26 protein-coding genes and 1 pseudogene are annotated in these 26182 nt (G+C 71.1%); 12 read left to right on the forward strand and 15 right to left on the reverse strand.

Features of this window, described 5'->3' with window-relative positions:
• Nucleotides 1–18: 18 nt before the first annotated feature.
• From IF11_RS0119255 to IF11_RS0119290, 8 genes and pseudogenes are all read right to left on the reverse strand, one after another.
• Nucleotides 19–897 (reverse strand): annotated as a pseudogene (locus IF11_RS0119255) (DUF3492 domain-containing protein); the annotation flags it as partial.
• A gap of 190 nt (nt 898–1087) precedes the next feature.
• Entirely contained in the window at nt 1088–2800 is a 1713-nt protein-coding gene (locus IF11_RS0119260; protein WP_420894610.1) for a dipeptide ABC transporter ATP-binding protein, read from the reverse strand.
• Nucleotides 2797–3786 (reverse strand): ABC transporter permease, encoded by a 990-nt coding sequence (locus IF11_RS0119265; RefSeq protein WP_030352880.1) that lies wholly within the window; start codon nt 3784–3786, stop codon nt 2797–2799. Before IF11_RS0119265 ends, IF11_RS0119260 begins: the two co-directional genes overlap by 4 nt.
• Nucleotides 3783–4781 (reverse strand): ABC transporter permease, encoded by a 999-nt coding sequence (locus tag IF11_RS0119270; protein ID WP_240627766.1) that lies wholly within the window; start codon nt 4779–4781, stop codon nt 3783–3785. Before IF11_RS0119270 ends, IF11_RS0119265 begins: the two co-directional genes overlap by 4 nt.
• Nucleotides 4778–6502, reverse strand: a complete 1725-nt coding sequence (locus IF11_RS0119275) for an ABC transporter substrate-binding protein (protein ID WP_030352882.1) — start codon at nt 6500–6502, stop codon at nt 4778–4780. The genes IF11_RS0119270 and IF11_RS0119275 overlap by 4 nt, the downstream gene beginning before the upstream one ends.
• 203 nt (nt 6503–6705) lie before the next feature.
• The gene (locus tag IF11_RS42955) at nt 6706–6804 is read right to left on the reverse strand and encodes an Ms4533A family Cys-rich leader peptide (protein ID WP_326610489.1); all 99 of its coding nucleotides are present in this window, start codon (nt 6802–6804) and stop codon (nt 6706–6708) included.
• Between the two features lie 67 nt (nt 6805–6871).
• Nucleotides 6872–8239, reverse strand: coding sequence for a DUF3152 domain-containing protein (locus IF11_RS0119285; protein ID WP_030352883.1), 1368 nt, complete (start codon nt 8237–8239; stop codon nt 6872–6874).
• An 8-nt stretch (nt 8240–8247) separates the two neighbouring features.
• Nucleotides 8248–9207 (reverse strand): alpha/beta fold hydrolase, encoded by a 960-nt coding sequence (locus tag IF11_RS0119290; protein WP_030352884.1) that lies wholly within the window; start codon nt 9205–9207, stop codon nt 8248–8250.
• Nucleotides 9208–9330: 123 nt separating this feature from the next.
• Here IF11_RS0119290 and IF11_RS0119295 point away from each other — a divergent pair, with 123 nt between their 5' ends.
• The 4 genes from IF11_RS0119295 to IF11_RS0119310 all read left to right on the forward strand — a co-directional run bounded on the left by IF11_RS0119295 (nt 9331) and on the right by IF11_RS0119310 (nt 11210).
• Complete coding sequence (locus tag IF11_RS0119295) at nt 9331–9561, forward strand: hypothetical protein (RefSeq protein ID WP_030352885.1); 231 nt, start codon at nt 9331–9333, stop codon at nt 9559–9561.
• Nucleotides 9562–9716: 155 nt separating this feature from the next.
• Nucleotides 9717–10358: a TetR/AcrR family transcriptional regulator gene (locus tag IF11_RS0119300; protein WP_030352886.1), complete on the forward strand. Its 642-nt coding sequence runs from the start codon at nt 9717–9719 to the stop codon at nt 10356–10358.
• A gap of 120 nt (nt 10359–10478) precedes the next feature.
• Nucleotides 10479–10706, forward strand: coding sequence for a DUF3107 domain-containing protein (locus IF11_RS0119305; protein WP_030352887.1), 228 nt, complete (start codon nt 10479–10481; stop codon nt 10704–10706).
• 228 nt (nt 10707–10934) lie between these two features.
• Nucleotides 10935–11210 (forward strand): hypothetical protein, encoded by a 276-nt coding sequence (locus IF11_RS0119310; protein ID WP_030352888.1) that lies wholly within the window; start codon nt 10935–10937, stop codon nt 11208–11210.
• A 28-nt stretch (nt 11211–11238) separates the two neighbouring features.
• Here the strand turns inward: IF11_RS0119310 and IF11_RS0119315 are convergent, their stop codons facing one another.
• Nucleotides 11239–11985 carry a ferritin-like fold-containing protein gene (locus tag IF11_RS0119315; protein ID WP_030352889.1) on the reverse strand — a complete coding sequence of 249 codons (747 nt, stop codon included), beginning with the start codon at nt 11983–11985 and terminating at the stop codon, nt 11239–11241.
• Nucleotides 11986–12500: 515 nt separating this feature from the next.
• On the opposite strand from IF11_RS0119315, the gene IF11_RS0119320 reads away from it, so the two are divergent.
• Together IF11_RS0119320 and IF11_RS0119325 are read left to right on the forward strand one after the other, a co-directional pair.
• Complete coding sequence (locus IF11_RS0119320; RefSeq protein ID WP_240627767.1) at nt 12501–14450, forward strand: DEAD/DEAH box helicase; 1950 nt, start codon at nt 12501–12503, stop codon at nt 14448–14450.
• 90 nt (nt 14451–14540) lie between these two features.
• Nucleotides 14541–15383, forward strand: coding sequence for an alpha/beta fold hydrolase (locus tag IF11_RS0119325; protein ID WP_030352891.1), 843 nt, complete (start codon nt 14541–14543; stop codon nt 15381–15383).
• Between the two features lie 31 nt (nt 15384–15414).
• Here IF11_RS0119325 and IF11_RS0119330 read toward each other — a convergent pair whose 3' ends face one another.
• Nucleotides 15415–16326 carry an NYN domain-containing protein gene (locus tag IF11_RS0119330; protein WP_030352892.1) on the reverse strand — a complete coding sequence of 304 codons (912 nt, stop codon included), beginning with the start codon at nt 16324–16326 and terminating at the stop codon, nt 15415–15417.
• A gap of 176 nt (nt 16327–16502) precedes the next feature.
• On the opposite strand from IF11_RS0119330, the gene IF11_RS41360 reads away from it, so the two are divergent.
• The gene (locus IF11_RS41360) at nt 16503–16655 is read left to right on the forward strand and encodes a hypothetical protein (RefSeq protein WP_165840668.1); all 153 of its coding nucleotides are present in this window, start codon (nt 16503–16505) and stop codon (nt 16653–16655) included.
• A gap of 93 nt (nt 16656–16748) precedes the next feature.
• On the opposite strand, the gene IF11_RS0119340 is transcribed toward IF11_RS41360, so the two are convergent.
• The 3 genes from IF11_RS0119340 to IF11_RS0119350 form a co-directional block, all read right to left on the reverse strand.
• The gene (locus IF11_RS0119340; protein WP_030352893.1) at nt 16749–17354 is read right to left on the reverse strand and encodes a MarC family protein; all 606 of its coding nucleotides are present in this window, start codon (nt 17352–17354) and stop codon (nt 16749–16751) included.
• Between the two features lie 145 nt (nt 17355–17499).
• Entirely contained in the window at nt 17500–18369 is an 870-nt protein-coding gene (locus IF11_RS0119345; protein WP_030352894.1) for a PHP domain-containing protein, read from the reverse strand.
• 159 nt (nt 18370–18528) lie between these two features.
• Complete coding sequence (locus IF11_RS0119350; protein ID WP_078490781.1) at nt 18529–19167, reverse strand: DUF6758 family protein; 639 nt, start codon at nt 19165–19167, stop codon at nt 18529–18531.
• A 160-nt stretch (nt 19168–19327) separates the two neighbouring features.
• On the opposite strand from IF11_RS0119350, the gene IF11_RS0119355 reads away from it, so the two are divergent.
• A complete protein-coding gene (locus IF11_RS0119355) occupies nt 19328–20560 on the forward strand; it encodes an MFS transporter (protein ID WP_030352896.1) in 1233 nt (410 codons plus the stop codon).
• A 48-nt stretch (nt 20561–20608) separates the two neighbouring features.
• Here the strand turns inward: IF11_RS0119355 and IF11_RS0119360 are convergent, their stop codons facing one another.
• Nucleotides 20609–21205: a suppressor of fused domain protein gene (locus IF11_RS0119360; protein WP_030352897.1), complete on the reverse strand. Its 597-nt coding sequence runs from the start codon at nt 21203–21205 to the stop codon at nt 20609–20611.
• Nucleotides 21206–21651: 446 nt separating this feature from the next.
• Here IF11_RS0119360 and IF11_RS0119365 point away from each other — a divergent pair, with 446 nt between their 5' ends.
• Both IF11_RS0119365 and IF11_RS0119370 read left to right on the forward strand, forming a co-directional pair.
• Nucleotides 21652–22776 (forward strand): magnesium and cobalt transport protein CorA, encoded by a 1125-nt coding sequence (locus tag IF11_RS0119365; RefSeq protein WP_030352898.1) that lies wholly within the window; start codon nt 21652–21654, stop codon nt 22774–22776.
• 32 nt (nt 22777–22808) lie between these two features.
• Complete coding sequence (locus tag IF11_RS0119370; protein WP_030352899.1) at nt 22809–23333, forward strand: hypothetical protein; 525 nt, start codon at nt 22809–22811, stop codon at nt 23331–23333.
• A 17-nt stretch (nt 23334–23350) separates the two neighbouring features.
• Here IF11_RS0119370 and IF11_RS0119375 read toward each other — a convergent pair whose 3' ends face one another.
• On the reverse strand, nt 23351–24115 hold the full coding sequence (locus IF11_RS0119375) for a hypothetical protein (RefSeq protein WP_030352900.1): 765 nt from the start codon (nt 24113–24115) through the stop codon (nt 23351–23353).
• A 205-nt stretch (nt 24116–24320) separates the two neighbouring features.
• On the opposite strand from IF11_RS0119375, the gene IF11_RS0119380 reads away from it, so the two are divergent.
• Both IF11_RS0119380 and IF11_RS0119385 read left to right on the forward strand, forming a co-directional pair.
• Nucleotides 24321–25598: a magnesium transporter MgtE N-terminal domain-containing protein gene (locus IF11_RS0119380; RefSeq protein WP_030352901.1), complete on the forward strand. Its 1278-nt coding sequence runs from the start codon at nt 24321–24323 to the stop codon at nt 25596–25598.
• A 67-nt stretch (nt 25599–25665) separates the two neighbouring features.
• Entirely contained in the window at nt 25666–26181 is a 516-nt protein-coding gene (locus tag IF11_RS0119385) for a DUF1003 domain-containing protein (protein ID WP_051746072.1), read from the forward strand.
• Nucleotide 26182: the final 1 nt, after the last annotated feature.

Raw genomic sequence — 26182 nt, forward strand, 5'->3', positions numbered from 1 at the left:
CAGCCCGCCGGTCCAGCCGTTTCCGGAGGTGATGACGCCCGCCTGCCGGTAGACCTCGGCGGCCGGCCGCCCCTGGAAGGCCGCAAACAGAGCGCGCACCGGCGCGTTGTTCACGCCCCCCGGCGCGTCCCCCGGCGCGTCCGCCCGCGGAGCGCCGCCGCCAGCGAGGTAGTGCGCGCGCAGCCGTACGCCGTACTCCGTGACGAGCAGCGGTACCCCGAAGAAGCGTTTGGCCAACAGTCCGGGCAGCGCGGCCGGACCCCCGGACGCGGCGTGGCAGAGATCGGCCCCGGCGAGTCCGTCGTCGCCGTACCAGTCGAGCGAGAGGGGGCGCAGAGCGCGCTCCAGCTGATCGGCTAAGGCCAGGAGATCGGCCACGGACGCGGTGTGCACGCTCCGGCGCGCGCCGGGGGTACGGCAGGCGGCCTCCAGCAGCCGTACGGCGGCTTCCGAACGCAGGGCCGTCGGCAGCCCGCCGCGCTCCCTGGCGAGGTCGGCTAGGTCCTGTCCGGTCGATCGTCGCGGGCCCGCGAAGTTCCGCCGGACAGGGCCTAGCCCGTAGAGCCCCGCCCCGAACCTGTCGGAAGCGGTCGCGTCGTCGCCGCGCGCGGTGCGGACCGACGCGGTCAGCTCCGTGAAGTGCGCCGCGAACCGGCGCCGGTCGCGCCGTCCGTAACCACGGCCGTCCTCGGCCGGCCCCCAGAGCGGCGCGGTGCGCACCTGCCGTACCCGGGGCGGCAGTTCTATCCACCCCCGGCTCTCCTGGCCCGCGCTCCGGCTCAGCGCGTAGAGGTCGAACTCATGCGGGGCGAGCCCGCGCACGAGCCGGTCGCACCAGAGCCTGGACTCACCCGTCGCATACGGATACCCACCGTCCGTAAGCAGTCCGATCCGCACGAGCACACCCCCGATCTCCCTTGTGGGCGGCCGCCGTTGATCCGGCGACACGCAGCGGGACGACCGTAAGCGGATAAGCCGGTGGTGCGACGGACGGTTGTCCGTCGCACCACCGGAAGGGGTGAATGCACGTAACTTTCCCGTACCGGTAGCGTTCTGTCGCGCTACGGAACGGACCGGATACATGGAGTCAGGCCACGGCCATGCCCTCGGCAGACGCGGGAAGCGTCCTGCGGGCCGAGCGGCGGGCCTCGGCGAGCGCCGGATCGAGCGCGGGCACGGCGGCCAGCAGCTGTTTGGTGTACGCCTCCGAGGGCGTCCCGTACACCTCCTCGACCGTGCCCTGTTCCACGATCCTGCCGCCCCGCATGACGGCGACCCGGTCGCTCACCTGCCGTACGACCGCGAGGTCGTGGGCGATGAAGACCAGCGCCAGGCCCAGCTCGCGCTGGAGTTCCGCCAGCAACGCGGTGACCTGCGCCTGAGTGGTCACATCCAGCGCGGAGACGGGCTCGTCGCAGACGATGAGCCGCGGCTCGGCGGCCAGCGCCCGCGCGATCCCGACCCTCTGGCGCTGCCCGCCGCTGAACTCGTGCGGATACCGGTCGTACCGGTCGGGATCGAGCCCGACCCGGTCGAGCAGCTCCCGTACGCGCGCGACGAGCCGGCGTTCGTCCAGCACCCCGGCGGCCCGCAGCGGATCGGCCACGGACTCGCCGACCGAACGGCGCGGATTGAGCGAGGCGACCGGGTCCTGGAAGACCATCTGCAACTCCCGCCGGTAGGGCCGCAGTTCCTTCTCGGACGCCGTCGCGATCTCCGTACCCCGGTAGCGCAGCCCCCCGGCCGACGGGTCGAGGAGCCGTACCAGCATCCGCCCCAGGGTGGTCTTGCCGCTGCCGCTCTCCCCGACGATGCCGAGGGTCTCGCCGGGGTGGACGGTGAGCGAGACCCCGTCCACGGCGGTGACGGTCCGCCGCCCCCGCCGGAACTCCCGCCGCAGGCCGACGGCTTCGAGCAGCGCCTCGCCCGCGGGCCCGGGTGACGAAGCCGCCGCCCCCGTGCGCGGCGCGCCGAGCGGCGTGTCCACGCGCGGCACCGCCGCCAGCAGCGTGCGCGTATAGGTGTCCCGGGGCGCCCCCAGCACCTCGGCCACCGGCCCGCGCTCCACCTCCCTGCCGTGCCGCATCACCAGCACCTCGTCCACGCTCTCCGCCGCGACCCCCACGTCATGGGTGACCAGCAGCAGCCCCATGCCCGTCTCGTGGCGCAGATCATGGAGGAGGTCGAGGATCTGTGCCTGGACGGTGACGTCCAGGGCGGTGGTCGGCTCGTCCGCGATCAGCAGCCGCGGCTCGCAGGCCAGCGCCATCGCGATCAGCGCGCGCTGGCGCATGCCGCCGCTGAACTCGTGCGGCCTGGCCCCGGCGCGGCGCGCCGCGTCCGGGATGCCGACCCGGTCGAGGACCTCGACGGCCCGCGCGCGGGCGGCCCGCCGCGTGGCGTCCGTATGGACCCGGTAGACCTCGGCGATCTGGTCACCGACCGCGTAGTACGGGTCCAGGGACGACAGCGGATCCTGGAAGACCATCGCGGCCACCGCGCCGCGCAGCGCGCGCAGTTCACGCTCGGAGGCGGCTCCCACGTCCGTACCGCCGACCCGTACCGTCCCGCCGACGCGCGCGCCTGTCCCCCGGTGCAGCCCGAGCAGCGCGCTCGCGACGGTGCTCTTGCCGCTGCCCGACTCGCCGACCAGCCCGATCGCCCGGCCGGCGGTGAGCGTGAACGAGAGTCCGTCCACGGCCCGTACGGTCCCGGCCCCGCCCGGCTCCCCGGCGGGGAAGTCGACGGTGAGGTCCTCGACGTGGATCAGTCGCTCCGTCACATCCACCACACCCGTCACAGCAGAGCCACCCTTCGGTCGGCCGCGGCGTAGAGCAGATCGGCCACGACATTCGCCAGGACGACGGCCGTGCCGGTCACCAGCACCACCCCCACCACCACCGGCACATCGACCACCCGTACCGCGTCGACCAGCGTCTTGCCGATGCCGGGGATGCCGAAGAGGGTTTCGGTGAGCACCGCGCCGCCCACGACCGTGCCGAGGTCGTTCGCGTTGAGCGCGATGACGGGCGGTACGGCGCCGCGCAGCGCGTGCCGCCCGACCACCGCCCTTTCTCCGACGCCATACGCGCGAAACGTGCGGATATGGTCCTCGGCCAGCGTCTCCAGCGTCGAACTGCGCGTCAGCCGCGCGTATTTGGCACTTTCGAAGAAGCCGAGGGTGAGCCAGGGCAGCAGCAGGTTCCACGCCCACTGCTCGGGGTCCTGGGAGAGCGGTACGTACGACGGGAACGGCAGCCAGCGCAGATACGCGCAGACCGCCATCAGGAGCAGCAGCCCCAGGATGAAGACGGGCATGCCGGTCCCGGCGAGGGTGAGCACGGTCAGCGCGCGCTCGGTGATCCCGCCGCGCCGCAGCGCGGAGAGCAGTCCGGTGCCCACCCCGATGACCAGCCAGATCACCATCGCGCCGAGCGCGAGGGAGAGCGTCGCGGGCACCCGCTCCAGGATCAGCCGGGTGACCTGCTGGTCGGTCTTGTACGAGAAGCCGAGGCAGGGCGCGTCGCAGTGCAGGACAGCCGTGCCGGTCGAGTAGTCCCGCCCGGCGACGATGCCCTGGAGGAAGTGCCCGTACTGCGTGAACACCGAGGCGTCCAGGCCGAGCCGCTCCCGTACCTGCGTGACCTGCTGGGTGGAGCAGCGCTCGCCGCAGGCGAGCCGGGCCGGGTCGCCCGGTACGAGATAGAAGAGCGCGTAGACGGCGACGGAGAGCGCGAGCAGGACGAGCAGCGCGCCTCCGAGCCGTTTGAGCAGATAGCGCGTCATGAGGCCGTTTCCTTGAGCGAGGTGGCGGCGTCGCCGCCCGTGCGGGCGCGGCGCCCCGCGCGTGTCCCGACCCGCAGCCGGCTTGCCTCGCGCGGATCGAGCGCGGTGCGCACCGCGTCGCCCAGCACGGTGAAGGCGAGCACCGTCACGAACAGCAGTCCGGCGGGGAGCAGTACGTATGTCGGGTCCGCGCGGAACCAGGTCTGCGCGGTCGACAGCATCTGTCCCCAGGACGGCGTCGGCGGTGTGACCCCGACCCCGAGGAAGGACAGCGACGCCTCGATCACGATGTTCGAGGGCAGCAGGATCGCCCCGTAGGTGATGACGGGCGCGGCGAGCGAGGGCAGCAGCTCGCGCCGCGCCACCCGCACCCGCCCGGAGCCGCCGAGCCGGGCGGCGGCCACGAAGTCGAGCTGCTTCAGGGTCAGCGTCTGCGCCCGTACGATCCGGGCCGTACCGCCCCAGTTGAGCAGCCCGATGACCAGGATCAGCAGCAGGGGGCGCGGGAAGTCCGCCGGTACGACGGCCGTCAGGGCGATGGCGAGCACCAGCATCGGCAGCGCGACCATGACGTCCGTGACCCGGCTCAGGAACGTGTCGAGCAGCCGGTTGCCGAGCCCGGCGGCGAGGCCGATCACGACCCCGATCAGCACCTGGACAGCCGTGGCGCCGACCGCGACCAGCAGCGAGACCTGGGCGCCGTACAGCAGCCGTACGAACAGATCCCGCCCGGTGCCGGGTTCGACCCCGAGCCAGTGGTCCCCGCTCACCCCGCCGAAGGAGCCGATCGGCACACCGCCGCGCGCCGAGTCCACCAGCGCGTCGTGGTACGAGTTGGCGTCCTGGCCCTCGATCGCGGCGAGCAGGGGCGCGGCGAGCGCCAGCACCACGAGCAGGACGAGGACGCCCCCGGCCACCATGGCCGAGGGGCGTCCACGCAGCCGCCGCCACACCTGCCGGGCGCCCGAGGCGCCCGCGGTAACGGCGGTGCTCACTTGACCGCGACCTGCGAGATGTCGAGAACGCCGGTCCAGTCGCTGATCACGATGTTCTTGACGTCCTTGCCGTACAGCCGCTTGTAAACCGGGTGGAAGAGCGGTACGTCGAGGGCCTGCTCACCGATCTTCTTGTCGAGGGCGCCCCAGCGCTTGGCCGCCGCGCTCAGATCGGTCAGCTTGTTGATCTCGTCGATCTCCTTGTTGACCGACGGGTCGTCGAGCTGCGCGTGGTTGAAGTTGGAGCCGTCCTTGACGATCTGGCGGCCGTCGAAGATCGGCGCCAGGAACGGTCCGCCGGAGGGCCAGTCCGCGCCCCAGCGGGAGAGGAAGAAGCCGGGCGAGTCCTTGACGCTCCAGCGCGCCTCGTTGAACGCGTTGGGTTCGAGGCCCTGGAGCTTGACGGTGATCCCGGCCTGCTTCAGGGCTTCCTGGACAGCGGTGGCGACCTCGGGGCTGGTCTCCCGGTTCTGCGCGGTGGAGTGGGTGAGCGAGATCGTCAGACCGTTGGCGTACCCGGCCTCCTTCAGCAGCGCCTTCGCCTTGGCCGGGTCGCCGGTCTTCCCCGCCGGGAAGTGGTCGTACGGCGTGTAGCCGAAGGCCGGCTGGTCGGGGAGGAAGGTGGTCGCGGGCTCGGCGAGCGCGGAGCCGCCGGCCGCGTTGATCACGCTGGTGCGGTTGATGGCGTACGAGATCGCCTGGCGCACCTTGGGGTTGTCGAACGGCTTCACCTTCGGGTTGAAGGCGAGGTAGTTGGTGTAGCCGAAGTGTCCGGTGCCCACACGCGCGGCGAGCGCCTTGTCGCTGCCGACCTGGGCCAGCTCGGCGGGCCCGAGGTTGGTATCGGTGGTGACGGCGGCGGCGTCGGCGCCGGAGCTGGTGGAGAGGCGCTGATTGATGACGGCGGCGTCGAGCCCGGCCTTCACATCGATGGTGTCGGGGTAGGCGTGCCGCTCCTCGTCGGTCTTCTCCGACCAGTGCGGGTTGCGCTCCAGGACCAGATGCCGGCCGTCGCCCTCGTTCTTGACGACCTTGTACGGGCCCGAGGAGACGGGGTGTTCCTCGTACCGGGCACCGGTGTCCTTCGCCTTCGGCACGGGCGCGAACTGCGTCTGGGTGGCGACGAACGGGAAGTCGCCCTCGGGCTTGTTGAGCTTGAAGACGATGGTCCTGGCGTCGGGCGTCTCGATCGAGGCGAGGCCCTTCTTGTCCTTGTACGGGCCCTCGTAGTCGGCGCCGCCGATCAGCCAGTCGCGCAGATAGGGGGCGCCGCCGGAGAGCTCGGCGGCGAAGGAGCGCTCGATGCCGTACTTGATGTCGGCGGTGGTGATGGGCGTGCCGTCCTCGAACTTCAGCCCCTCCTTGAGGGTGTACGTCCACTCGGTGGCGTCCGCGTTCGGACGCCCGGTGTCGGTGGCGAGGTCGGGGACGACCTTGGTGCCGGCCGCGCCGTTCTCGCGGTCGCGGGTGGTGAGCGTACGGAAGACCAGCGAGGGGACGTTGCCGCCGCCGGAGGTGTAGAGCCGCGCCGGGTCGAAGTCGCTCTGGGCCTCGGTGTTGAGCACCGAGAGCGTGCCGCCCTTCTGGGGCTTGCCCGTGCCTGTGCCGTCGGCCTTGGCATCGTTGTCCTGAGGACCCGCGCAGGCGGCGGCGCCCGCTGCCACGACCAGGCTGACGGCTGCCGCGGCCACGCGGCGGGATATGACGGACGGTTGACGCATCGGAAGGGGCCTCTCGGTGAGCTGCGCGGGCAGGGCGCAGACAGAACAGGACAAAGGGCACTGAACGCCCTGGAGTCCGCGCAGGCGAGAGCGGCGGAGAGGAGAACGGGAGACCGGCACGGCACGCCTGCGTACGGAACACATACGCCCGGACGCGGGGATGCTCGGCGGAAGAAGAGGGCCGACGCGCGCTCGGGCAGGCGTCAGCGACAGTGAATGTCGGCCACGCACAGCGCGGTCACACCGATGAGCGTCAGCTCAATGGCGGTGTGGCCGGAGGCGGCGGCGTGGCGGGGCGACATGCCGAGAAATATGAACGACCCCGGGGGCGATGTCAACGCGGTGTGGGGCAGTCGTGAGACGGTCATCTCAACTGTCGGGAAAGACCCAGGGATTCGGCTTGCACTTGATCCCCTCGATGTCCAGCGACTTGGTCTGCTGCTGCATCACCGGAGCGAGCGCCCCGGGCGTGCGGCAACTCACATGGTTGTGTCCGAGCCGGTGTCCGACCTCGTGGTTGATCAGCATCTGCCGGTAGCTGAGCATCGCCTTGTCGCCGAAGGTCTCCGCGCCCCGCGCCCAGCGGAAGGCGTTGATCATGACGCGGTCGGTCGAGGCCGAGTCGCAGGACACGTTGTCGATGGTCGTGTCGAGGCCGGACTTGGCGCACCAGACGCCGGTGGTCCCCGGGCTCGCCAGCGTGATCACGAATTCGGCCTCGCCGCTGGAGATCCGTTCGAAGGTCATGGCGCCGTTGTGGGCCCAGCTCCGGTCGTCGTTCAGGGTCTTCTGAACCGCTTCGGCGAAGAGCCCGCCGTCCAGCCCGAGCCCCTTCTCGATGTCCACGCGGTAGCGGAACTTCTGCCCCTTGCCGGGCGCCTTGGCGAGACCGGGTACGGCGGTGAAGTCGCCCGAGGCCGTCAGCTCCGGATCGAGCGGGAACTGCCGTGTCATCAGCTGCGCGTAGGTGGGGGGCGGGGCCGCCGCCGCGGACCGCGACGGGGTGGGGCGGCCATCGGAGCGCGAGGTGTCATCGCTCCCGCTGGCGCGGTCGGTGCCGTCGGCGGCCCGCGCGCCGGATGGTTTCGTACCGCCGTCGGTGACCTGCCCGGCCACGACGACCGCGAGGACCGTGGTCACCGCCGCGGCGGCGATCCCGGTGAGCGCGCGTCCCTTGCCGCCTCTGGCGGGCTCCGCCGGGACCGGCTCGGTGTCGCCGTCGCCGGGGCCGTCGGCGCCGCCGTCCCGGTCACCGGTGGGATGCGGGCCGGGCGCGCCCTCCTCCGTGACGGCGGTACGGGAGGCCGGGGCGCCGAAGGCGTCGAACGCGTCGTCGTCGAACGCCTCGATGAACTCGCGTCGCGGTCCCGGGATCCGCGGAGCGGCGGGCGCCGGAGCCGTGGGCGCCGAAGTCCCGGGCGTACGCGGCTGCTTGGGCGGGGCCGCAGTGTGCGGAGCGGAGTCGCCCGGGGCGCCGCGGCGCTGCTCACCACCCCAGCCGCCACCGGCCTCACGCTGCTCGGGGTGACCGCCGCGCACCTGCGGCACGCCGTGCGCGGGGGTGGCGTGCGCCGGGCCGCCGTGCTGCTGCTCCGGGTCCGCGTCCTGGCCGTCCGCGGCGCGCCTGCGCCGTCCCTTGCCGGATCCGGCCCGCTCCGGGTCGGGTTCGCCCGCCGCGACCGCGGCCGTGGACCGCGCGCCCTGAGGTACGGGGCCCTTGCGGCTGTGTCGTCCCACGGCCCGGATCAGCTCCTGTCGTAGTCATCGATGAGTTCCCGGCACGCCTGCGCGACCTGCCTCGGGTACTCCATCATGGCAACATGTCCGGCGTCGGGGAGGGTCAGCAGCCGGGAACCGCGGAAAGCGGCCGACGCCCTGCGGGCCATACGATATGAAACAAGCAGATCCCGCCCACCGTAGACGAGCAACGTCGGCGCCAGCACCCGCTCGGCCTGCCGCCACAGCCCGTGTTGACCGCCCAGGGTGTACGCGTTGACGATACCGCGCGCCGAGTTGGTCATCGCGTCCCAGAAATAGGGCAGTTGGAGCCGTCGCTCCATCTCCCGCACGGCGTGGCCCAGATCCTCCTCGGTGACCGACGAGGGGTTGCCGTAGGTGAGTTCCATCGCGCCGCGGGTGCGCTGCTCCGCCGTCCAGTCCCTGGTCAGCCGGCCGAACAGCGAGGCGACACCGGGCACCGCGAGCAGCGCGGTCGGCAGCGCGGTGCGCTGCACCCGGAGCTCCGGCAGCGCGGGCGAGATCAGCGTCAGGGTCCGCACCAGATCGGGCCGGGCCGCCGCGACGCGCGTGACGACGGCGCCCCCGAGGGAGTTGCCGAAAAGATGTACGGGACCGCGCTCCTCCGCGTCCAACAGCCGGATCACCGCGCGGGCATGACCGGTGATGGAGTAATTGCCGTCGTCCGGCGGCGGCGAGTCCCCGAAGCCGGGCAGATCGACCGCCTCGCCGTCGACGATGTCCGCCAGGAGCGGCATCATCGCCGACCAGTTCTGCGAGGAGCCCCCGAGCCCGTGCACATACAGCGCGGGCGGCGCGCCGGTACGGGACGCGGGCCGCGACCGTACGGTCAGCGTCAGCCCGGGCAGCGTGACGGAACGGAGCCGTTCCCCGTCCGCGACCCGTACGGGACTCACCTTCGGCGCCACGGCGGCGGCAATGGTTTCCGGCAGCTCGGTCGACGACATGCCGCAATGTTACGAGACGATCACGCCCCGGTCCGTGTGTTCGCCGTCACAGGCCGCATGGCGCCGTACATCCCGTGCTTCTAGGCTCTTAAGGAGAGCTCCAGGGGAGAGAGAGGGCACGCCATGGCGGTTGACCCCACGGATCCCGAAACCTTCGAGACGAACGGCGAGCAAGAGGCGGCCGAGCTGGACGAGGAGGTCCCCGAGGCCGACGCCGCGGAACAGCACACGGACGTACGGCCCAAGGGCGACGAACCCCTGACGCGCATCGACCGGGACGGAGCCGACGAGGCGGACGCGGCCGATCAGGCACGGGCGGTCGGGACCGACGAGGACGACGACTACCGTCCGTGACCGGGCGGGAAGGGTCGCGCGACAAAGGGCCGGGTACGCCCGCCGGAGGCGACCGGACCCAAAAAAACAGGTCCTCACCACGCACAGCCGGGTTACCCAAAAGTACGATGGCCAGGCGGCGCACAGCGCGCACGGAACGAATTTTGGGAGGCGGCGTGACAGCCATAGAGCAGACAGAGGCGGCGCGCCCGCGAGGCACGCGCCTGCCGCGTCGCGCCCGACGCAATCAGCTGCTGGGCGCGGCTCAGGAAGTGTTCGTCGCACAGGGCTATCACGCGGCCGCGATGGACGACATCGCCGAGCGGGCCGGCGTCAGCAAGCCCGTCCTCTATCAGCACTTCCCCGGAAAGCTGGAGCTGTATCTCGCCCTGCTCGACCAGCACTGCGAGAGCCTGCTCCAGGCGGTCCGTACGGCGCTCGCGTCCACGACGGACAACAAGCTGCGCGTCGAGGCCACGATGGACGCGTACTTCGCCTATGTCGAGGACGAGGGCGGTGCGTTCCGCCTGGTCTTCGAGTCGGATCTGACGAACGAGCCCGCGGTGCGCGAGCGCGTCGACCGGGTCGCGCTCCAGTGCGCGGAGGCCATCTCCGACGTGATCGCCGAGGACACCGGGCTCTCCAAGGAGGAGTCCATGCTGCTGGCCGTGGGGCTCGGCGGCGTCTCCCAGGTGGTGGCACGCTACTGGCTCTCCAGCGAGTCCGCGATCCCCCGCGATCAGGCGGTCCGGCTCCTCACCTCGCTGGCCTGGCGCGGGATCGCCGGCTTCCCGCTGCACGGCAGTGAGCAGCACTGAACGGCGCGTGTTCGCTGCGGGCGTTCCCCGCGGCGTCTTCCGGATGGTCACTCCGGGCTAATGTGTGCTGCGTACCGCGCGGCTGGCCGCGCAACGCAGACCGTTCGGAGGGACATAGCCGTGGAGGTCAAGATCGGCGTGCAGCACACGCCCCGCGAGATCGTTCTGGAGAGCGGGCAGACCGCCCAGGAGGTCGAGCGCGCCGTCGCCGACGCGCTGGCCGGTAAGGCGCAGCTGCTCAGTCTCACGGACGACAAGGGGCGCAAGGTGCTCGTACCGGCCGAGCGGATCGCGTACGTGGAGATCGGTGAGCCGGCCACACGACGCGTCGGATTCGGCGCTCTGTAGTCACTCGTCACTGTCGTCACTGACATCCGGGAATGGCCCGGCGGGACACCCCCGCCGGGCCATTCCTCTGTCCGTTCCCCGGCCCGTTACCGACGAGTTCCGCTATGCGCGTAGCCGCCCTCTCCCGGGGGTCTGTTGAGGGTTGCGTTCCGTGCACTGCGGGTAGTGACGTGCTGGGCCCGAAAGCCCTGAACGCATGTCACTCCCGGCGTCGTGAGGTGATCAGCAGTGATCTGGGAAGTTCTCGGATCGGTCCTGCTCGGACTCGGTCTTTCGTGGGCGGCCGCCAGCCGGCTGTCCCACCGGCTCCCGGCTCACCGGACGGTGTTCACGGCCGGCCCGGTCGGCGCGCTCGTCGGCGCCTATGTGACACATATGGCGCTCGGCGCCGGCCATGTTCCCGCGACGCTCGTCGGTGCCCTGCTGGTGGGAGCGGTGCTGCTGTCGCTGCTGCTCCGCCCCACACGCCGCGGGCTGCGCACGCCCCAGACCTCCACGTCCTGAGCCGTTCCGTCCGACCGGCGCGCGCCGGTCAGGCGGCCAGCCCGAGAGCTGCCATCCGCTTGGTGTGCGCCTCGGTGATCCGGGAGAACATCCGGCCGACCTCCGCGAGATCGAAGCCGTCCGCCACCCCGCCCACGAGCATCGTGGAGAGCGCGTCGCGCTCGGCCACCACCCGCTGCGCCTGCGAGAGCGCCTCGCCCATCAGCCGGCGCGCCCAGAGCGCCAGGCGCCCGCCGACGCGCGGCTCCGCCTCGATCGCGGCGCGGACCTTCTCGACGGCGAAGTTGCCGTGTCCCGTGTCGTCCAGTACGGCGAGCACCAGCGCGCGAGTGTCGGTGTCCAGCCGCGCGGCCACCTCGCGGTAGAAGTCGCTGGCGATCGAGTCGCCCACGTACGCCTTGACGAGGCCCTCCAGCCAGTCCGACGGCGCGGTCAGGCGGTGGAAGTCGTCGAGCGCCTTCGCGAACGGCTCCATCGCGCCGGTCGGCTCGGCGTCGATCGCCCGCAGCCGGTCGTTCAACCGCTCGAAGTGGTGGAATTCGGCGGCGGCCATTTTCGCCAGGGCGGCCTTGTCGGCGAGGGTCGGCGCGAGCTTGGCGTCCTCGGCGAGCCGCTCGAAGGCCGCCAGCTCCCCATAGGCGAGGGCTCCCAGCAGATCCACGACCGCGGCGCGGTACTGCGGCTCGGCGGAGGCCGTGTCCCAGTCCTGGGCGGCGATCCCGGTGGGTTCCTCGGCTGCGGATGCGGGCGTGGTGGCGTTGTCGGGCGTCTCCATGGACCGCACAATAGCCCGCTCTTCGCGCCGCGTAAGGGCCTGGTCAGACACTGTGGTCACACCGTTCCGACGAATTCGCCCAACACACATGCGCGATTCCGGGGTACAGTGGTAATGCGCCTGCCGAGTATTCGGCGGGCGATCGCAGTGTTAGACAGTGTTTGAACGAGGGTCGTCCCTCGTACAGGCCCCATGAGGATGCCCGGTCGGTGGCCCGATCGGCTCCGACCCGACCGCCCTCCACGCGGATCGTACGCACAGCAGCGTACGGCCGCAGATGAGGGGCCCCCTCAGCGGTTCGAGCGCTCGAGCGACGGCAGTGGTCCCGCGCCATCCGGCCAATCCACGGCCGGCCGAGTACCCAGGTGCGGTACGACCCCCAGCGTTCGCCTCGCGCCGCGTCTCACAGAAGAGGCAGCACCCTGACTACGACTTTCCGAGACCTCGGAATCCTCCCCGAGACAGCCGAAGCGCTAGAAGCCGTCGGCATCCTGTCTCCGTTCCCCATCCAAGAGATGACGCTCCCCGTCGCGCTTTCCGGCAAGGACGTCATCGGACAGGCCAAGACCGGCACGGGCAAGACGCTCGGCTTCGGTCTGCCGCTCCTGGAGCGCGTCACGGTCCCCGCGGACGTCGAGTCCGGCCGGGCCGTGCCCGAGAAGCTCACCAACGCCCCGCAGGCGCTTGTCGTCGTTCCCACCCGCGAGCTGTGCACGCAGGTCACCAACGACCTGCTGACGGCCGGCAAGGTGCGCAACGTCCGGGTCCTGGCGATCTACGGCGGCCGTGCCTACGAGCCGCAGGTCGAGGCCCTCAAGAAGGGCGTCGACGTGATCGTCGGCACCCCGGGCCGGCTGCTCGACCTGGCGGGCCAGAAGAAGCTCGATCTCTCCCATGTGCGCGCGCTCGTCCTGGACGAGGCCGACGAGATGCTCGACCTGGGCTTCCTGCCCGACGTCGAGAAGATCATCCAGCTGCTGCCGCCCAAGCGGCAGACGATGCTGTTCTCCGCGACGATGCCGGGCGCGGTCATCGGCCTCGCCCGCCGCTACATGTCGCAGCCCACGCACATCAGCGCCACCTCGCCGGACGACGCGGGCGCGACCGTCGCCAACACGACGCAACGCGTCTACCGCGCCCACTCCATGGACAAGCCGGAGATGGTCGCCCGCATCCTCCAGTCCGAGGGCCGCGGTCTGGCGATGATCTTCTGCCGTACGAAGCGCACGGCCGCCGATATCGCCGACCAGCTCGCCCAGCGCGGCTTCGCCTCCGGCGCGGTCCACGGCGACCTGGGCCAGGGCGCCCGCGAGCAGGCCCTGCGCGCCTTCCGCAACGGCAAGGTCGATGTGCTCGTCTGCACCGATGTCGCCGCGCGCGGTATCGATGTCGAGGGCGTGACCCATGTCATCAACTACCAGTCGCCGGAGGAGGAGAAGACCTACCTCCACCGCATCGGCCGCACCGGCCGGGCGGGCGCGTCCGGTACCGCCGTCACGCTCGTCGACTGGGACGACATCCCGCGCTGGCAGCTGATCAACAAGGCGCTGGACCTCGGCTTCCCGGACCCGCCGGAGACGTACTCCACGTCCCCGCATCTGTTCGAGGAGCTGAACATCCCCGCCGGGACCAAGGGCGTCCTGCCGCGCGCGGAGCGTACGCGCGCCGGTCTGTCGGCGGAGCAGGTCGAGGACCTCGGCGAGACGGGCGGCCGCGGCCGTAAGTCCGCCGCCCCCGCCGCGGCGGTACGGGAAGAGCGCCCGGCCCGTACGCGCGCCCCGCGCCAGCGACGCCGCACCCGTGGCGGGACCCCGCTGGAGGCGACGGGTACGGCGGTCGAGCCGCAGACCGAGGACGCCGAGCCGCAGTTCCAGACCGCCGTGCCGATGGACGTGCCCGGGAGCGTGGAGCGGGCCGCCGAGCCGCGTACCCCGCGCCGTCGCCGGCGTACCCGCGCCGGCTCCGGGTCCGCGTCCGCGTCCGAGACACCGGCCGTGGAGACCGTGGCGGAGCCGGTCCTCGCGGACCCGGTCGTCGCGGAGGCCGTCGTCGCTGAGCCCGTCGTCCCGGAGCCGGAGGCGGAGCCCGTGGCCAAGCCGCGCCGCCGCCGTACCCGGGCCGCGAAGCCCGCGGCCGACGCGGCCTCGACGGTCGAGACCGCCGCGGTGACGGAGCCGGTCGACGCCCCCGAGGCGCCGGTCGCCGAGACCAAGCCGCGCCGCCGCACCCGCGTCGCCAAGTCCGTGGCCGAGGCCGCGGAGTCGGCGGCGGTGGAGTCGGCGGACGTCAAGGCCGAGGCCCCCGTCGCGGAGGCCAAGCCCCGTCGCCGTACCCGCGTCGCCAAGCCGGCCGCCGAGGCCGTCGAGGCCGCCGCGACCGGGGAGGCGCCCGAAGCGGAGGCGGAGGCGCTGCCCAAGCCGCGCCGCCGCCGTACGCGCACGACAGCGGCGAAGACCGAGAGCTGACGTACGCGCGCACCACAGCCGGATGGCCCGACGCCCCCAGACGGGGGGTGCCGGGCCATCGGCTTTCCGAGGCGCCGTTAGCCTCTTCGCATGAGTCGGCCGCCCACGTTCGTCCCGCCCTCCTGTGCCCGCGCCCGTACGCTCGCGACCCGCCGCGGGCCCTTCGCCACGCTCGACGCGCGGCCCGCCGGGGAGCCGCGCGGCACCGCGCTGATGCTCCCCGGGTTCACCGGGAGCAAGGAGGACTTCATCGCGCTGCTGGAGCCGCTGACCGGGGCCGGCTACCGGGTCGTCTGTGTGGACGGCCGCGGGCAGTACGAGACCGAGGGCCCGGACACCGAGGACGGCTATGCGCAGAGCGAGCTGGCCTCCGACGTACTGGCGCAGTCGGAGGCGCTCGGCTCCCCCGTACATCTCCTCGGGCACTCGCTCGGCGGTCTGATCGCCCGCGCCGCCGTGCTGCTCGACCCGAGTCCGTTCGTCACGCTGACGCTGCTGTCCTCCGGACCCGCGCGGGTCTCACCGGTCCAGCGGGAACGGGCCGAGCTGCTCAGCGGGGCGCTCAAGGACATGACGATGCAGCAGGTCTGGGAGATCATGCGCTCGATGGATCCCCCCGAGGAGACCGCGATCGACGGGGAGGATCTGCGCAGGCGCTGGCTGCTCACCCGGCCGGCCCAGCTGATCGCCACCGCCCGGCAGCTGAGCGGGGAACCGGACCGGGTGAACGAGCTGGCCGCCGTACAGCCGCTGCCCAAGCACGTGATGTCCGGCGAACGGGACGACACCTGGCCGGTACCGCAGCTGGACGAGATGGCGCTGCGGCTCGGCGCCCGCCGGACGGTCATCGAGGGCGCCCAGCACTCGCCCAACACCGACCGGCCGCTGGAGACCGCCGCCGCGCTCAGGGACTTCTGGGACGCCCACGGCTGAGCGCCGCGCCGGAAAGGCGCCCGGCCGACCGTCAGTACTGCGACTGCAAGTGCTGCCAGAAACCGTCCCGCAGCGACCGCCGCAGCATCGCATGGCCCCGTAGCGACCGCTGGAGCAGCTTCTCCGCCTCGATCAGCAGATCCTGGTCCACCGGGCCCGGCAGATACGGATGGCCCGGCAGCAGCTCGGACATGGCTTCCCGGCCGCGCTCCGCCAGCCACGTCGCGGCGATCTGCGCGCCGATGAACCGCACCTGGTCGCGGGAGGGCGGCGGATCGCCCTCGTGCTCGTACGTGGTGACCGGGCGGCGGGTGACATACGGCTTGCAGAAGTCCAGGTCGAAGGTGCGCTGGCTGTCGACCTCCCACAGCAGCGGCTCGGCCTGATTGCGCCCCTCGCCGGCCTCGATGCCCCAGAGGTGCACGCGCGCGCCGTACCCCTGGGCCGCCTCGACGGCCGAGACCAGGTCCTCGTCGCCGCCGACCAGTGCCGCGTCACTGATGGCGCGGTGCCTGGCGAGCGATTCGAGATCCGTACGGATCAGCGAGTCGACGCCCTTCTGCTGGTTGTTGGCGTTGAGGTTGCCGAGCCTGACCTTGACGTCGGGCAGTTCGGCGATGGACTGCTGCTCCGAGGTGTGGATCCGGCGTCTGGCGCCGTCGTACCAGTACACGCGGAGCAGCCGGCTGTCCGCGAAGATGATCCGGGCCTTGTCGATGAAGGCCTCGATGAGCCCCTCGGCGTCCAGGTCGAAGGCGCGCCGGTCCTCGGTGCCCGCGACAAGCAACCCGGCCGCAGCATAGACGTAACCGGCGTCGACGAAAATGGCATGCGTGGACGGAGTCTTGGCGACCTCGGCGAGCATGCGCTGGAGCAGCTCGTTGGTGCGCTCCAGACGGGCGCCGATGTCGGCGATCTCTGGGTTGATCTCTGCCTCGCTCATACACCGTTCATTCTCTGCGGACGCGAGCGTACCCGCCAGTAGTTAGCCACCCGAAAATTTTCCTTAGCGTAGGGAATGTTTGCAGAGGGCAAGCCGTTGTACCGGGATGTAAGTGCCGACGGCTCCGCCCGTCACCCATAGTTCTCCAGCAGGAGGATCAGACGAAGGGAGAAGCCTTGCGCTTCGAAATCATGCGACTCGACGATGTTGACGGCTCCGCTGTCGACAGCACCGTTGTGGACGCCGCCTCCGTCAACCGGATCGTGCAGCAGGCCGCCGCGATGGGCCAGCGCATCTATATCCGCCCGGCCGAATCCTCGGCCTCGTAACCCCCTGTCCCCTCGCGACGCAGAAGACAGCGACCGACCGCGAACCGACGAAGCGCCCCTGTACGGATCACTCGTACGGGGGCGCTGCCCATGTCAGGCGCTCTGGATCACCTGGGTGACGCCGTTGATGATCTGCTGAACGGCAATGGCCGAAAGCATCATCCCGGCCAGCCGGGTCACCAGCACCACTCCCCCGTCCTTGATCAGCCGGATGATCAGCAGCGAGTAGCGCATGGTCAGCCAGAGCACGATATGCATCGCGACGATCGCCGCCCAGACCGAGATCTGCTCCGAGGCGCGGTCGGCGTGCTGTACGGCGAGGATGACGGACACGATCGCGCCGGGTCCCGCGAGCAGCGGCATGCCCAGCGGGACGAGCGCGACGTTGACGTCCTTCGTCTGCTGGGGCTCGTCGGTCTTCCCGGTCAGCAGATCCAGCGCGATGAGCAGCAGGAGCAGCCCGCCCGCGATCATCAGCGCCGGTACGGAGACATGCAGATAGTCCAGGATCTGCTGGCCCAGCAGCCCGAAGACGGTGATCACCCCGAAGGCGACGGCCACCGCCTGCCAGGCCATGGCGCGCTGGACCTTGGCGGGCCGGCCGGAGGTGAGGGCGAGAAAGATCGGGGTGATCCCGGGCGGGTCCATGATCACGAAGAGCGTGAGGAAGAGGGAGCCGAAAACGGCGAAGTCGAACACAGTGAGGGCCTTGCGGTTACGTAGAGCTGACGGAGAGACGGGAACGCACGCGCGCGCAGGCGCGACGAGGTGAGGGCGCGACGGCGCCATGAAGAAGCGGTTCGGGTACGGCGGCGGTAGGGCTACGGCGGCGGTACGGCTGGACTTACCCGCGTCCGCCCGCGCCCGGCACCGGGAAGGCGCCGGAGGCCCGCCGGGTGATCTCGCCGTAGATCTCCGGGTCGGTGGTACAGGCGCCGAGTTCCACGGACTTGCGGCTGCCGTGGTAGTCGCTGGATCCGGTGGGCAGCAGGCCCAGTTCGGCGGCCAGTCCGCGCAGCCGGGCGCGGGTCGGCGCGTCGTGGTCCAGGTGGTCGACCTCGATGCCGTCGAGACCGGCGGCGGAGAGCCGGGCGATGGCGGACTCGGGCACGACCCGGCCCCGCTTGACGGCCTGCGGATGCGCGAACACGCTGACCCCGCCGGCGGCCTTGACCAGGCGGATCGCCTCGAAGGGGTCGAGTTCGTGCTTCTCGGCGTACGCGCGCCCGCCGTCCGCGAGCCACTCCGGGGTGAAGGCGTCGGAGACGGTCTCGACGACGCCGAGTTCGACGAGGGCGGTGGCGACGTGCGGGCGGCCCAGCGAGGCGTCGCCCGCGATGCGCGTCACCTGCTCCCAGGTGATCGGGACGCCCAGCTCCTGGAGCTTGCGGACCATCGTCCGCGCGCGCGGGACGCGGTCGTCCCGTACCAGCTCACGCTCGTGCAGCAGCTCCGGCTCGTCCGGGTCGAAGAGATACGCCAGCAGGTGCAGGCTGATGCCGTCGAGCCGGCAGGAGAGCTCCGCGCCGGTGACGAGGGTGAGGTCCCGGTCGAGGTCCTGGAGCGCGGCGATCGCCTCGGCGTGGCCGCGGGTGGTGTCGTGGTCGGTCAGCGCGATGACGTCGAGCCCGGCGGCGGCGGCGTTGCGCACCAGCTCGGCCGGGGTGTCCGTACCGTCCGAGGCCGTGGAGTGGGTGTGCAGATCGATGCGCACGACGCGTCACTCCGGAGGTTCGGGGCGGACAGGGGGACGCTCAAGGATAACGGCACACCGGGAGGGCCCAGGACGGGCCGCCTCCGCCCGCCGGCCGGGCGGACAGGCCGTCAGTGGAGCGGCGTTCAGGAGACCGGGTCCGTCAGGAGACCGAGTCCGTCAGGAGAGCAGCCGGGGCGACAGGGCCCCGCAGGGCAGCAGCTCCATCTCCGCGCCCACGTCCCGCAGATCGGTCAGCACCACCTCGTCGTAGAGCAGCAGCCCCGACTGTTCGGGCCAGACGATCGCCCACAGCCACAGCCCGAGCGCCTCGCCCGCGAAGACCGCGCGGTCCTCCGGGGCGTCGGCGACATGCCAGAGCGGGGTGGGCCGGCCGGCCGCGAGCAGCTTGGTCTGCGGTGACTTGTCGACGCAGATGGCGGGGCCCGGGTCCGGGCCGTCGATCCCCGCGTAGCGCGCGCCGAGCCCCACGCCCAGTTCCTCCGCGACGAGCAGCAGCTCCCCCATGCCGCCGAGCGGCCCCGGTCCCGAGCACGCGACGGCGGTGGCACGTCCGCCGCTGCGGTCGTCGCCCGCGTACGCCACGCCGGTGAAGAGCCAGCCGACGGGCAGCGGCCAGGGCATCCACACCGGCACCCGGGCGCGGTGCACCACCACGCTGAGGGCCTCGACGCTGGGCGGTATCACGGGTTGCAGTGGGTGCACGGCGCCATGTACATCGCACTGCCAGGAGTCGGCGAAGAGGCCGGGCGCCCTGACTCGGCCACCGCACTTCGGGCAACTGGGTTCGCCCCTCATAGCGCCCCACGGTCCTCCCCGGCCGACGCCGCGTCAAGGACGATCACCCGTCCGGTCAGAGTCCGGGCATCCAGAGATAGATGTAACTTGCATTCATTAGCTTGTCTAACTTATTGAATGCATATTGCATCGATCTAGTCGGAGAGTGAGGACACGCCTCATGCGCGGAGAGGATCCGTTCGACGAAGGAGCAGGCAGTCTGCTGCGTCAGCCGAAGGCCGTCTGGGCCACGGCGGGCGCGTCCGTCGTGGCGTTCATGGGGATCGGTCTGGTGGACCCGATCCTGCCGTCCATCGCCCAGGGCCTGGCGGCCACCCCGAGCCAGGTCTCGCTGCTCTTCACCTCGTACTTCCTGATCACCGCGGTCGCCATGCTCCTCACCGGCTGGGTCTCCAGCCGGATCGGCGGCCGGAAGACCCTGCTCGTCGGTCTGGCGCTCGTCGTGGTCTTCGCGGCCCTGTCGGGTACGTCGTCGTCGGTGGGCGAGCTGGTCGGCTTCCGGGCCGGCTGGGGGCTCGGCAACGCGCTCTTCGTCTCGACCGCGCTCGCGGTGATCGTCGGCGCGGCGGCCGGGGGCAGCGCGGCGGCGATCCTGCTGTACGAGTCGGCGCTCGGCCTCGGCATGGCCTGCGGACCGCTGCTCGGCGCGCTGCTCGGCGATGCCAGCTGGCGCTATCCGTTCTTCGGCACCGCGGCCCTGATGGCCATCGGATTCGTCTGCATCACGGCGTTCCTCAAGGAGCAGCCCAGGCCCGCGCGCAAGACGTCGCTGCTCGATCCGGTCAGGGCCCTGGGTCACGGCGGGCTCGCGTCCGCGGCGGCCTCGGCGTTCTTCTACAACTACGCGTTTTTCACGGTTCTGGCCTTCACGCCGTTCGTGCTGAACATGACCCCCTACAAGTCGGGGGCGGTCTTCTTCGCCTGGGGGCTGCTGCTAGCGGTCTTCTCGGTGCTCGTGGCACCCCGGCTGCAACGGCGCCTCGGCTCGCTCAAGGTGCTGGGCGGCTCGCTCGTCCTGCTCGCCGTCGATCTGCTGGTGCTCGGGTACGGCAACCACACCGCGGCCGTCGTCGGCACGGTCGTCTCCGGTGCCTTCATCGGCCTGAACAACACCGTCTTCACCGAACTGGCGCTGGGTGTCTCCGACGCGCCCCGGCCGGTGGCGAGCGCGGGCTACAACTTCGTCCGCTGGTTCGCGGCGGCGGCCGCGCCCTTCCTCGCGCCGAAGATCGAGGAGTGGAGCAATGTCCATGTCCCGTTCGTGATCGCCGCGGCCGCGGCGATCGTGGGAGCGGTCATCGTCGGCGTACGGCGCGGCGCGCTGCGCCATGAGGCCGAGGAGCTGCGGCCCGCGCACGCCACGGAGGACAGCGTCGCGGTCTTCGCCGACTGACGCGGCGGCGGGGGCCGGTGCGAGTCCGCTCCCGGTGTGAGTCCGCTCTCAGTCCAGGGGCACGGAGGCGCGCAGCGGGTCGCGCAGATCCGTGCCCCGCGCGAGCCAGCGCTCCTCAAGCTCCCGCGCGCCCCTGACCCGCTTCCACGCCGCCTCATTGGGCGTCATCGGCAGCAGCGGCAGAAACCGCACCGGCTCCAGCGGCGCGTCCAGCTCCAGATCCGCCACCAGCCCGCCCGGCTCACCGACCAGTACGGAGCTGAAGGGCGCCCCCGGCCACAGCGGCTCACCGAGGTCCAGCGAGCTGCCCGGCGCCACGACCACGCCCTCGACCTGCGGAGACGCGGCCAGTACGGCCATCGGACGGAGCACCTGATCGGTGTCGGCGAGCCCGGCGCGCATCGACAGGACGAGCTCGGCCCGCGGCCCCTTCAGCGGGTCGGCGAGCAGCGCCGACGGGTCCGTCATCGGCTGCGCCGACATCCCGAGCGTGGCGTACCGCACGACACCGGAACCGCCCTGGGAGTCCAGGAAACGCAGCACCTCGAAGCGGTCCGTCCCGAGGAACGTCACCGCGGCGCGCGCGTCCGGCTCGCCCAGCGCCGTACGGAGCCGGGCCTCGACCAGATCAAGAATTTCTCCCATCCGGTGAGCATAGATCGCGTAAGGATTGGGCAAGGGACGGAGTTGGCCCGCAGTCTGCTGATAGTCTTGGCCGCTGGTCGGGACAGCACGCAGAAGCGTTGCTCTCTTGTCCCGACGACACGTCATCCCCTACGGGGGACCGGCCGGAGGAGGTGGGGCTGCGGTGGATCGAAGTCACCCGGCCAGTACCAGCCGCTCTTCCGTACGGACCTCTCGTCCGGTGCACTGACGCCCCGTCCCCCGGGCCCACGGCATTTCGCACGACGGAAGAGCACGTCTCTCAGTACCTGAGAAGTACCTGAGCAGTACCTGAATCTCTGCCTGTCTGTAGCGAACGCCGTCACCGCGATCCCGCGGTGCCGCCCGCTTTGCGGACGTACGCATCACGTCCCCATTCCGGGCTGTGCCACGCCCTCGCCGACGGCCTCTCCGTGAAGGAGCCCGCCATGTCGATGATCCGTGACCTGCGCGCAGCGGTCCGTCCGGCCCTGCGCAAGGCCAAGCCCGCGTACAGCAAGTACGACACGTATGACGCCACCCGTGACCCCTCCGCGTCGAGCGCGGTCGTCGACTGCGCGGTCTACCGCGACGGCCGGCGGGTCACCGAGAACCCCTGTGTCACCCCGCACGAGGCGATGCTGCGGGTACGCGAGGGCGGCGGCTTCGCCTGGATCGGCCTGCACGAGCCGACCGAGGAGGAATTCGCCGGTATCGCGGCCGAGTTCGGGCTGCACCCGCTGGCGGTGGAGGACGCGGTGCACGCGCACCAGCGGCCCAAGCTGGAGCGGTACGACGACACCCTGTTCACCGTCTTCAAGACCATCCACTACGTCGAGCACACCCGGCTGACCGCGACCAGCGAGGTCGTCGACACCGGCGAGGTCATGTGCTTCACCGGCCGGGACTTCGTGATCACCGTCCGGCACGGCGGCAAGGGCTCGCTGCGCGCGCTGCGCCACCGCCTGGAGAGCGACGCCGAGCTGCTCACCAAAGGGCCCTCGGCCGTGCTGCACTCCATCGCGGACCATGTCGTCGACGGGTACGTCGCGGTGGCGGCGGCCGTGCAGGACGACATCGACGAGGTCGAGATCGATGTGTTCTCGGCGCCGGCGAAGGGCAGCCCGCGCGGCTCGGACGCCGGGCGGATCTACCAGCTCAAGCGCGAGGTGCTGGAGTTCAAGCGGGCCGTCTCCCCGCTGCTGCGGCCGATGCAGCTGCTGAGCGAGCGGCCGATGCGGCTGATCGACCCGGACATCCAGAAGTACTTCCGTGATGTCGCCGACCATCTGGCCCGGGTGCACGAGCAGGTCATCGGCTTCGACGAGCTGCTGAACTCGATCCTCCAGGCGAATCTGGCGCAGGCGACGGTCGCGCAGAACGAGGACATGCGCAAGATCACGTCCTGGGCGGCGATCATCGCCGTACCGACCGCCGTCTGCGGGATCTACGGCATGAACTTCGACCACATGCCCGAGCTGGAGTGGAAGTACGGCTATCCCATGGTGCTCGTCGCGATCGGCACCATCTGTCTGACGATCCACCGCACCCTCAAGCGGAACGGCTGGCTCTAGGCCCTGTCCGGCCGGCTGGATAGGCTGCGGGCATGACAGAACCAGACCTCGGGCCTGACCTCGGCCGGGTGCTCGTCGAAGAGGCCACCAAGAAGTCGAGCCTCATCTGGGTGCGGGGCTCGGGCCCCGACCGCGCGCTGTGGCACGTATGGCACGAGGGCGCGGCGCTGCTGGTCGGGGACGGCCCCGGGGAGCAGCCGCTGCCGGGGCTCGCGGACGGCGCGGTCGCCGAGGTGACCGTACGCAGCAAGGACAAGGGCGGCCGGCTCGTCGCCTGGACGGCGGCCGTCGCGGAGCTGGCGCCGCACTCGGAGGGCTGGGAGACGGCCGTCGCCGAGCTCAAGGGCAAGCGGCTGAACGCGCCCGACGCCGAGGTGATGACGGAGCGCTGGGCGCGTGAGTGCCGGGTGCTGCGGCTGACGCCCCGGGACACGATCACCGACCTGCCCGACTCCTCGCTGGCGGCGGCCCCGCTGCCGACCTCGGCGACGACCCGTCAGCCCCTGCCGGCCTCGCTCGGACGGCTCCTGCTCAAGCGCAAGAGCAAGGCCAACTAGGGCAAGAGCAAGCAGAGTCAGTCGCTGGTGGCCGGGAGCCGGCTGCCGTAGTCGACGGTCTCGCCCTTGGCCGGCGCCGCCAGTTCGAAGTCACGGCCCCAGTCGGCGAGCGAGAGCGTCCCCGCGCCGCCCGCGCGCACCAGTTGCAGCGGGTACGGAGTGCCCTCCAGCGAGACGTCCAGCGTCCCGCCGTCGCCCTCACTGCCGTTGATCTTGATGGTCTTCACGCCGCCGATCCGGTCGCGGGCGCCCTTGTTCAGCTTGCCGTGCAGCGTCAGTATCCCGGCGAGCAGCACCTTCATGTCCGTGAAGCCGCTCAGCTGCTTGTACGAGGGGTCCTCCTCCGGGACCTTCACATACTTGTCCTGGAGCTTGTCCGCGGCCTCGGTGTCCGAACTGCTGGGCTTGGCGGTCTCCTTGCCGTCCGCGTGGCTCCAGAAACCGGCGTCTGCCTTCAGGAAAAGCGTGTCCTCGATGCGCAGCAGCTGGAAGGTGCTGTTCTTCGAAGTGACGGTGCCGGTCCCGCCGTTCGTCTTGAGCCGCATATTGAGCTTGTAGGTCTCCCCCTGCGTGACCAGCGTGCCGGAGAGCCTGACCGCGCCCGCGGCGTTCGCCGCCGTCTGCGCCTTTCTCTCGATCTCCGTGGCGGAGAGCTTGCCGACCCCGTTCGTACCCTCGTCCGGATCCTCACCGCATGCCGTGAGAACCGCGGCCAGCCCCACGCAGAACGCGACGGGGAGGGCGACCCTGCGGGCACGGCCGGACGACAGGAAAACGGTCACAGACGCACTGCCTCTCAAACGCAGCTGGGGGTGGCAGACCGCAGCGTACCTGGGCCGGAGGCACGTCTCGACAGAGAGCCGCACAGACGTCGCGGGAAGGCCGTACGGACGGATCCGTCAGGGCATACCGCAGCGGTACGGGCTAGCCTGAACCCGTTATCCCGCCGGATAGAAGGACAACCGCGGACGAAGGAGGCGCTGGGAAATGGTGGCAGGCGCCCCCCGGATCTTTGTCTCGCATCTCGCCGGTGTGGCCGTCTTCGATCCCACCGGTGACCAGGTGGGCCGGGTCCGCGATCTCGTGGCGATGCTGCGGGTCGGCGGCCGTCCGCCGCGGCTGCTCGGGCTGGTCGTCGAGGTGCTCAGCCGGCGCCGGATCTTCCTGCCCATGACCCGGGTGACCGGTGTCGAGTCCGGCCAGGTGATCACCACGGGCGTGCTCAACGTACGCCGCTTCGAGCAGCGGCCCACCGAGCGCCTCGTGCTCGGCGAGCTGCTCGACCGGCGGGTGCGGCTCGTGGAGAACGGCGAGGAGGTGACGGTCCTCGATGTCGCCATCCGTCAGCTGCCGGCCCGCCGTGAATGGGAGATCGACAAGGTCTTCGTACGGCGGGGCAGAAAGGGCGGGGCCCTGCGGCGGCGTGGGGAGACCCTGACCGTCGACTGGTCCGCGGTCACCGGCTTCTCGCTGGAGGAGGAGGGGCAGGGCGCGGAGAGCCTTGTCGCCACCTTCGAGAGCCTGCGCCCGGTCGATCTCGCCAATGTGCTGCACCATCTGACGCCGAAGCGGCGGGGCGAGGTGGCCGTCGCCCTCGATGACGACCGGCTCGCGGATGTCATGGAGGAGCTGCCCGAGGACGACCAGGTGGAGATCCTCGGCAAACTCAAGGAGGAGCGCGCGGCCGATGTCCTGGAGGCGATGGACCCGGACGACGCGGCCGACCTCCTCTCCGAGCTGCCCGAGAGCGACAAGGAGCGGCTGCTCACGCTGATGCGGCCGGACGACGCCGCCGATGTGCGGCGGCTGATGTCGTACGAGGAGCGCACGGCGGGCGGTCTGATGACGACCGACCCGATCGTGCTGCGCCCCGACGCGACGGTGGCGGAGGCGCTGGCCCGGGTACGGCTCCCGGACCTCTCCCCCGCGCTCGCGGCGCAGATCTATGTCTGCCGGCCGCCGGACGAGACGCCGACGGGCAAGTATCTGGGCACGGTGCACTTCCAGCGGCTGCTGCGGGATCCGCCGTACACGCTGGTCAGCTCGATCGTCGACAGCGATCTGCCGCCGCTCGCGCCCGACACCCCGCTGCCCGCGATCACCAGCCATCTCGCCGCGTACAACATGGTCGCGGCGCCGGTGGTGGACGAGGGCGGATCGCTGCTCGGCGCCGTGACCGTCGATGACGTACTCGACCACCTGCTGCCCGACGACTGGCGGGAGACCGGCTACCACGGCATGGAAGAGGCGGCCCGTGGTCAATGAGCGCCCCGACAGGGAGGCCGGCCGGGAGCGCGCGAGGACCGGCTCCGGGGCCGGGTCGACCGCGCTGATGCGGGGTGGCCGGGTCAGGCTCGACCAGCCGGCCCCGCCGCGGCGCAGGCTGGTGCCCGAGTACGACCCCGAAGCTTTCGGCGTGCTTTCGGAGCGTATCGCCCGCTTCCTGGGGACGGGCCGCTTCATCGTCTGGATGACGCTGATCATCATCGTCTGGCTCGTCTGGAACGTGACCGCCCCGCGCGAACTGCGCTTCGACCCTTACCCGTTCATCTTTCTGACGCTGATGCTCTCCCTCCAGGCGTCGTACGCCGCGCCGCTGATCCTGCTGGCGCAGAACCGCCAGGGCGACCGGGACCGGGTCACGCAGGAGCAGGAGCGCAAGCAGAACGAGCGCTCCATCGCCGACACCGAATATCTGACGCGCGAGATCGCGGCGCTGCGGATCGGCCTGGGCGAGGTCACCACCCGCGACTGGATCCGGTCGGAGCTCCAGAATCTGGTGCGGGACCTGGCGGAGGAGCGCGCGCTGCCCCGGGCGGAACCCGGGCGTGAGGAACCCGACCGCTGAC

Source organism: Streptomyces scopuliridis RB72 (assembly GCF_000718095.1).
Lineage (GTDB): Bacteria > Actinomycetota > Actinomycetes > Streptomycetales > Streptomycetaceae > Streptomyces > Streptomyces scopuliridis.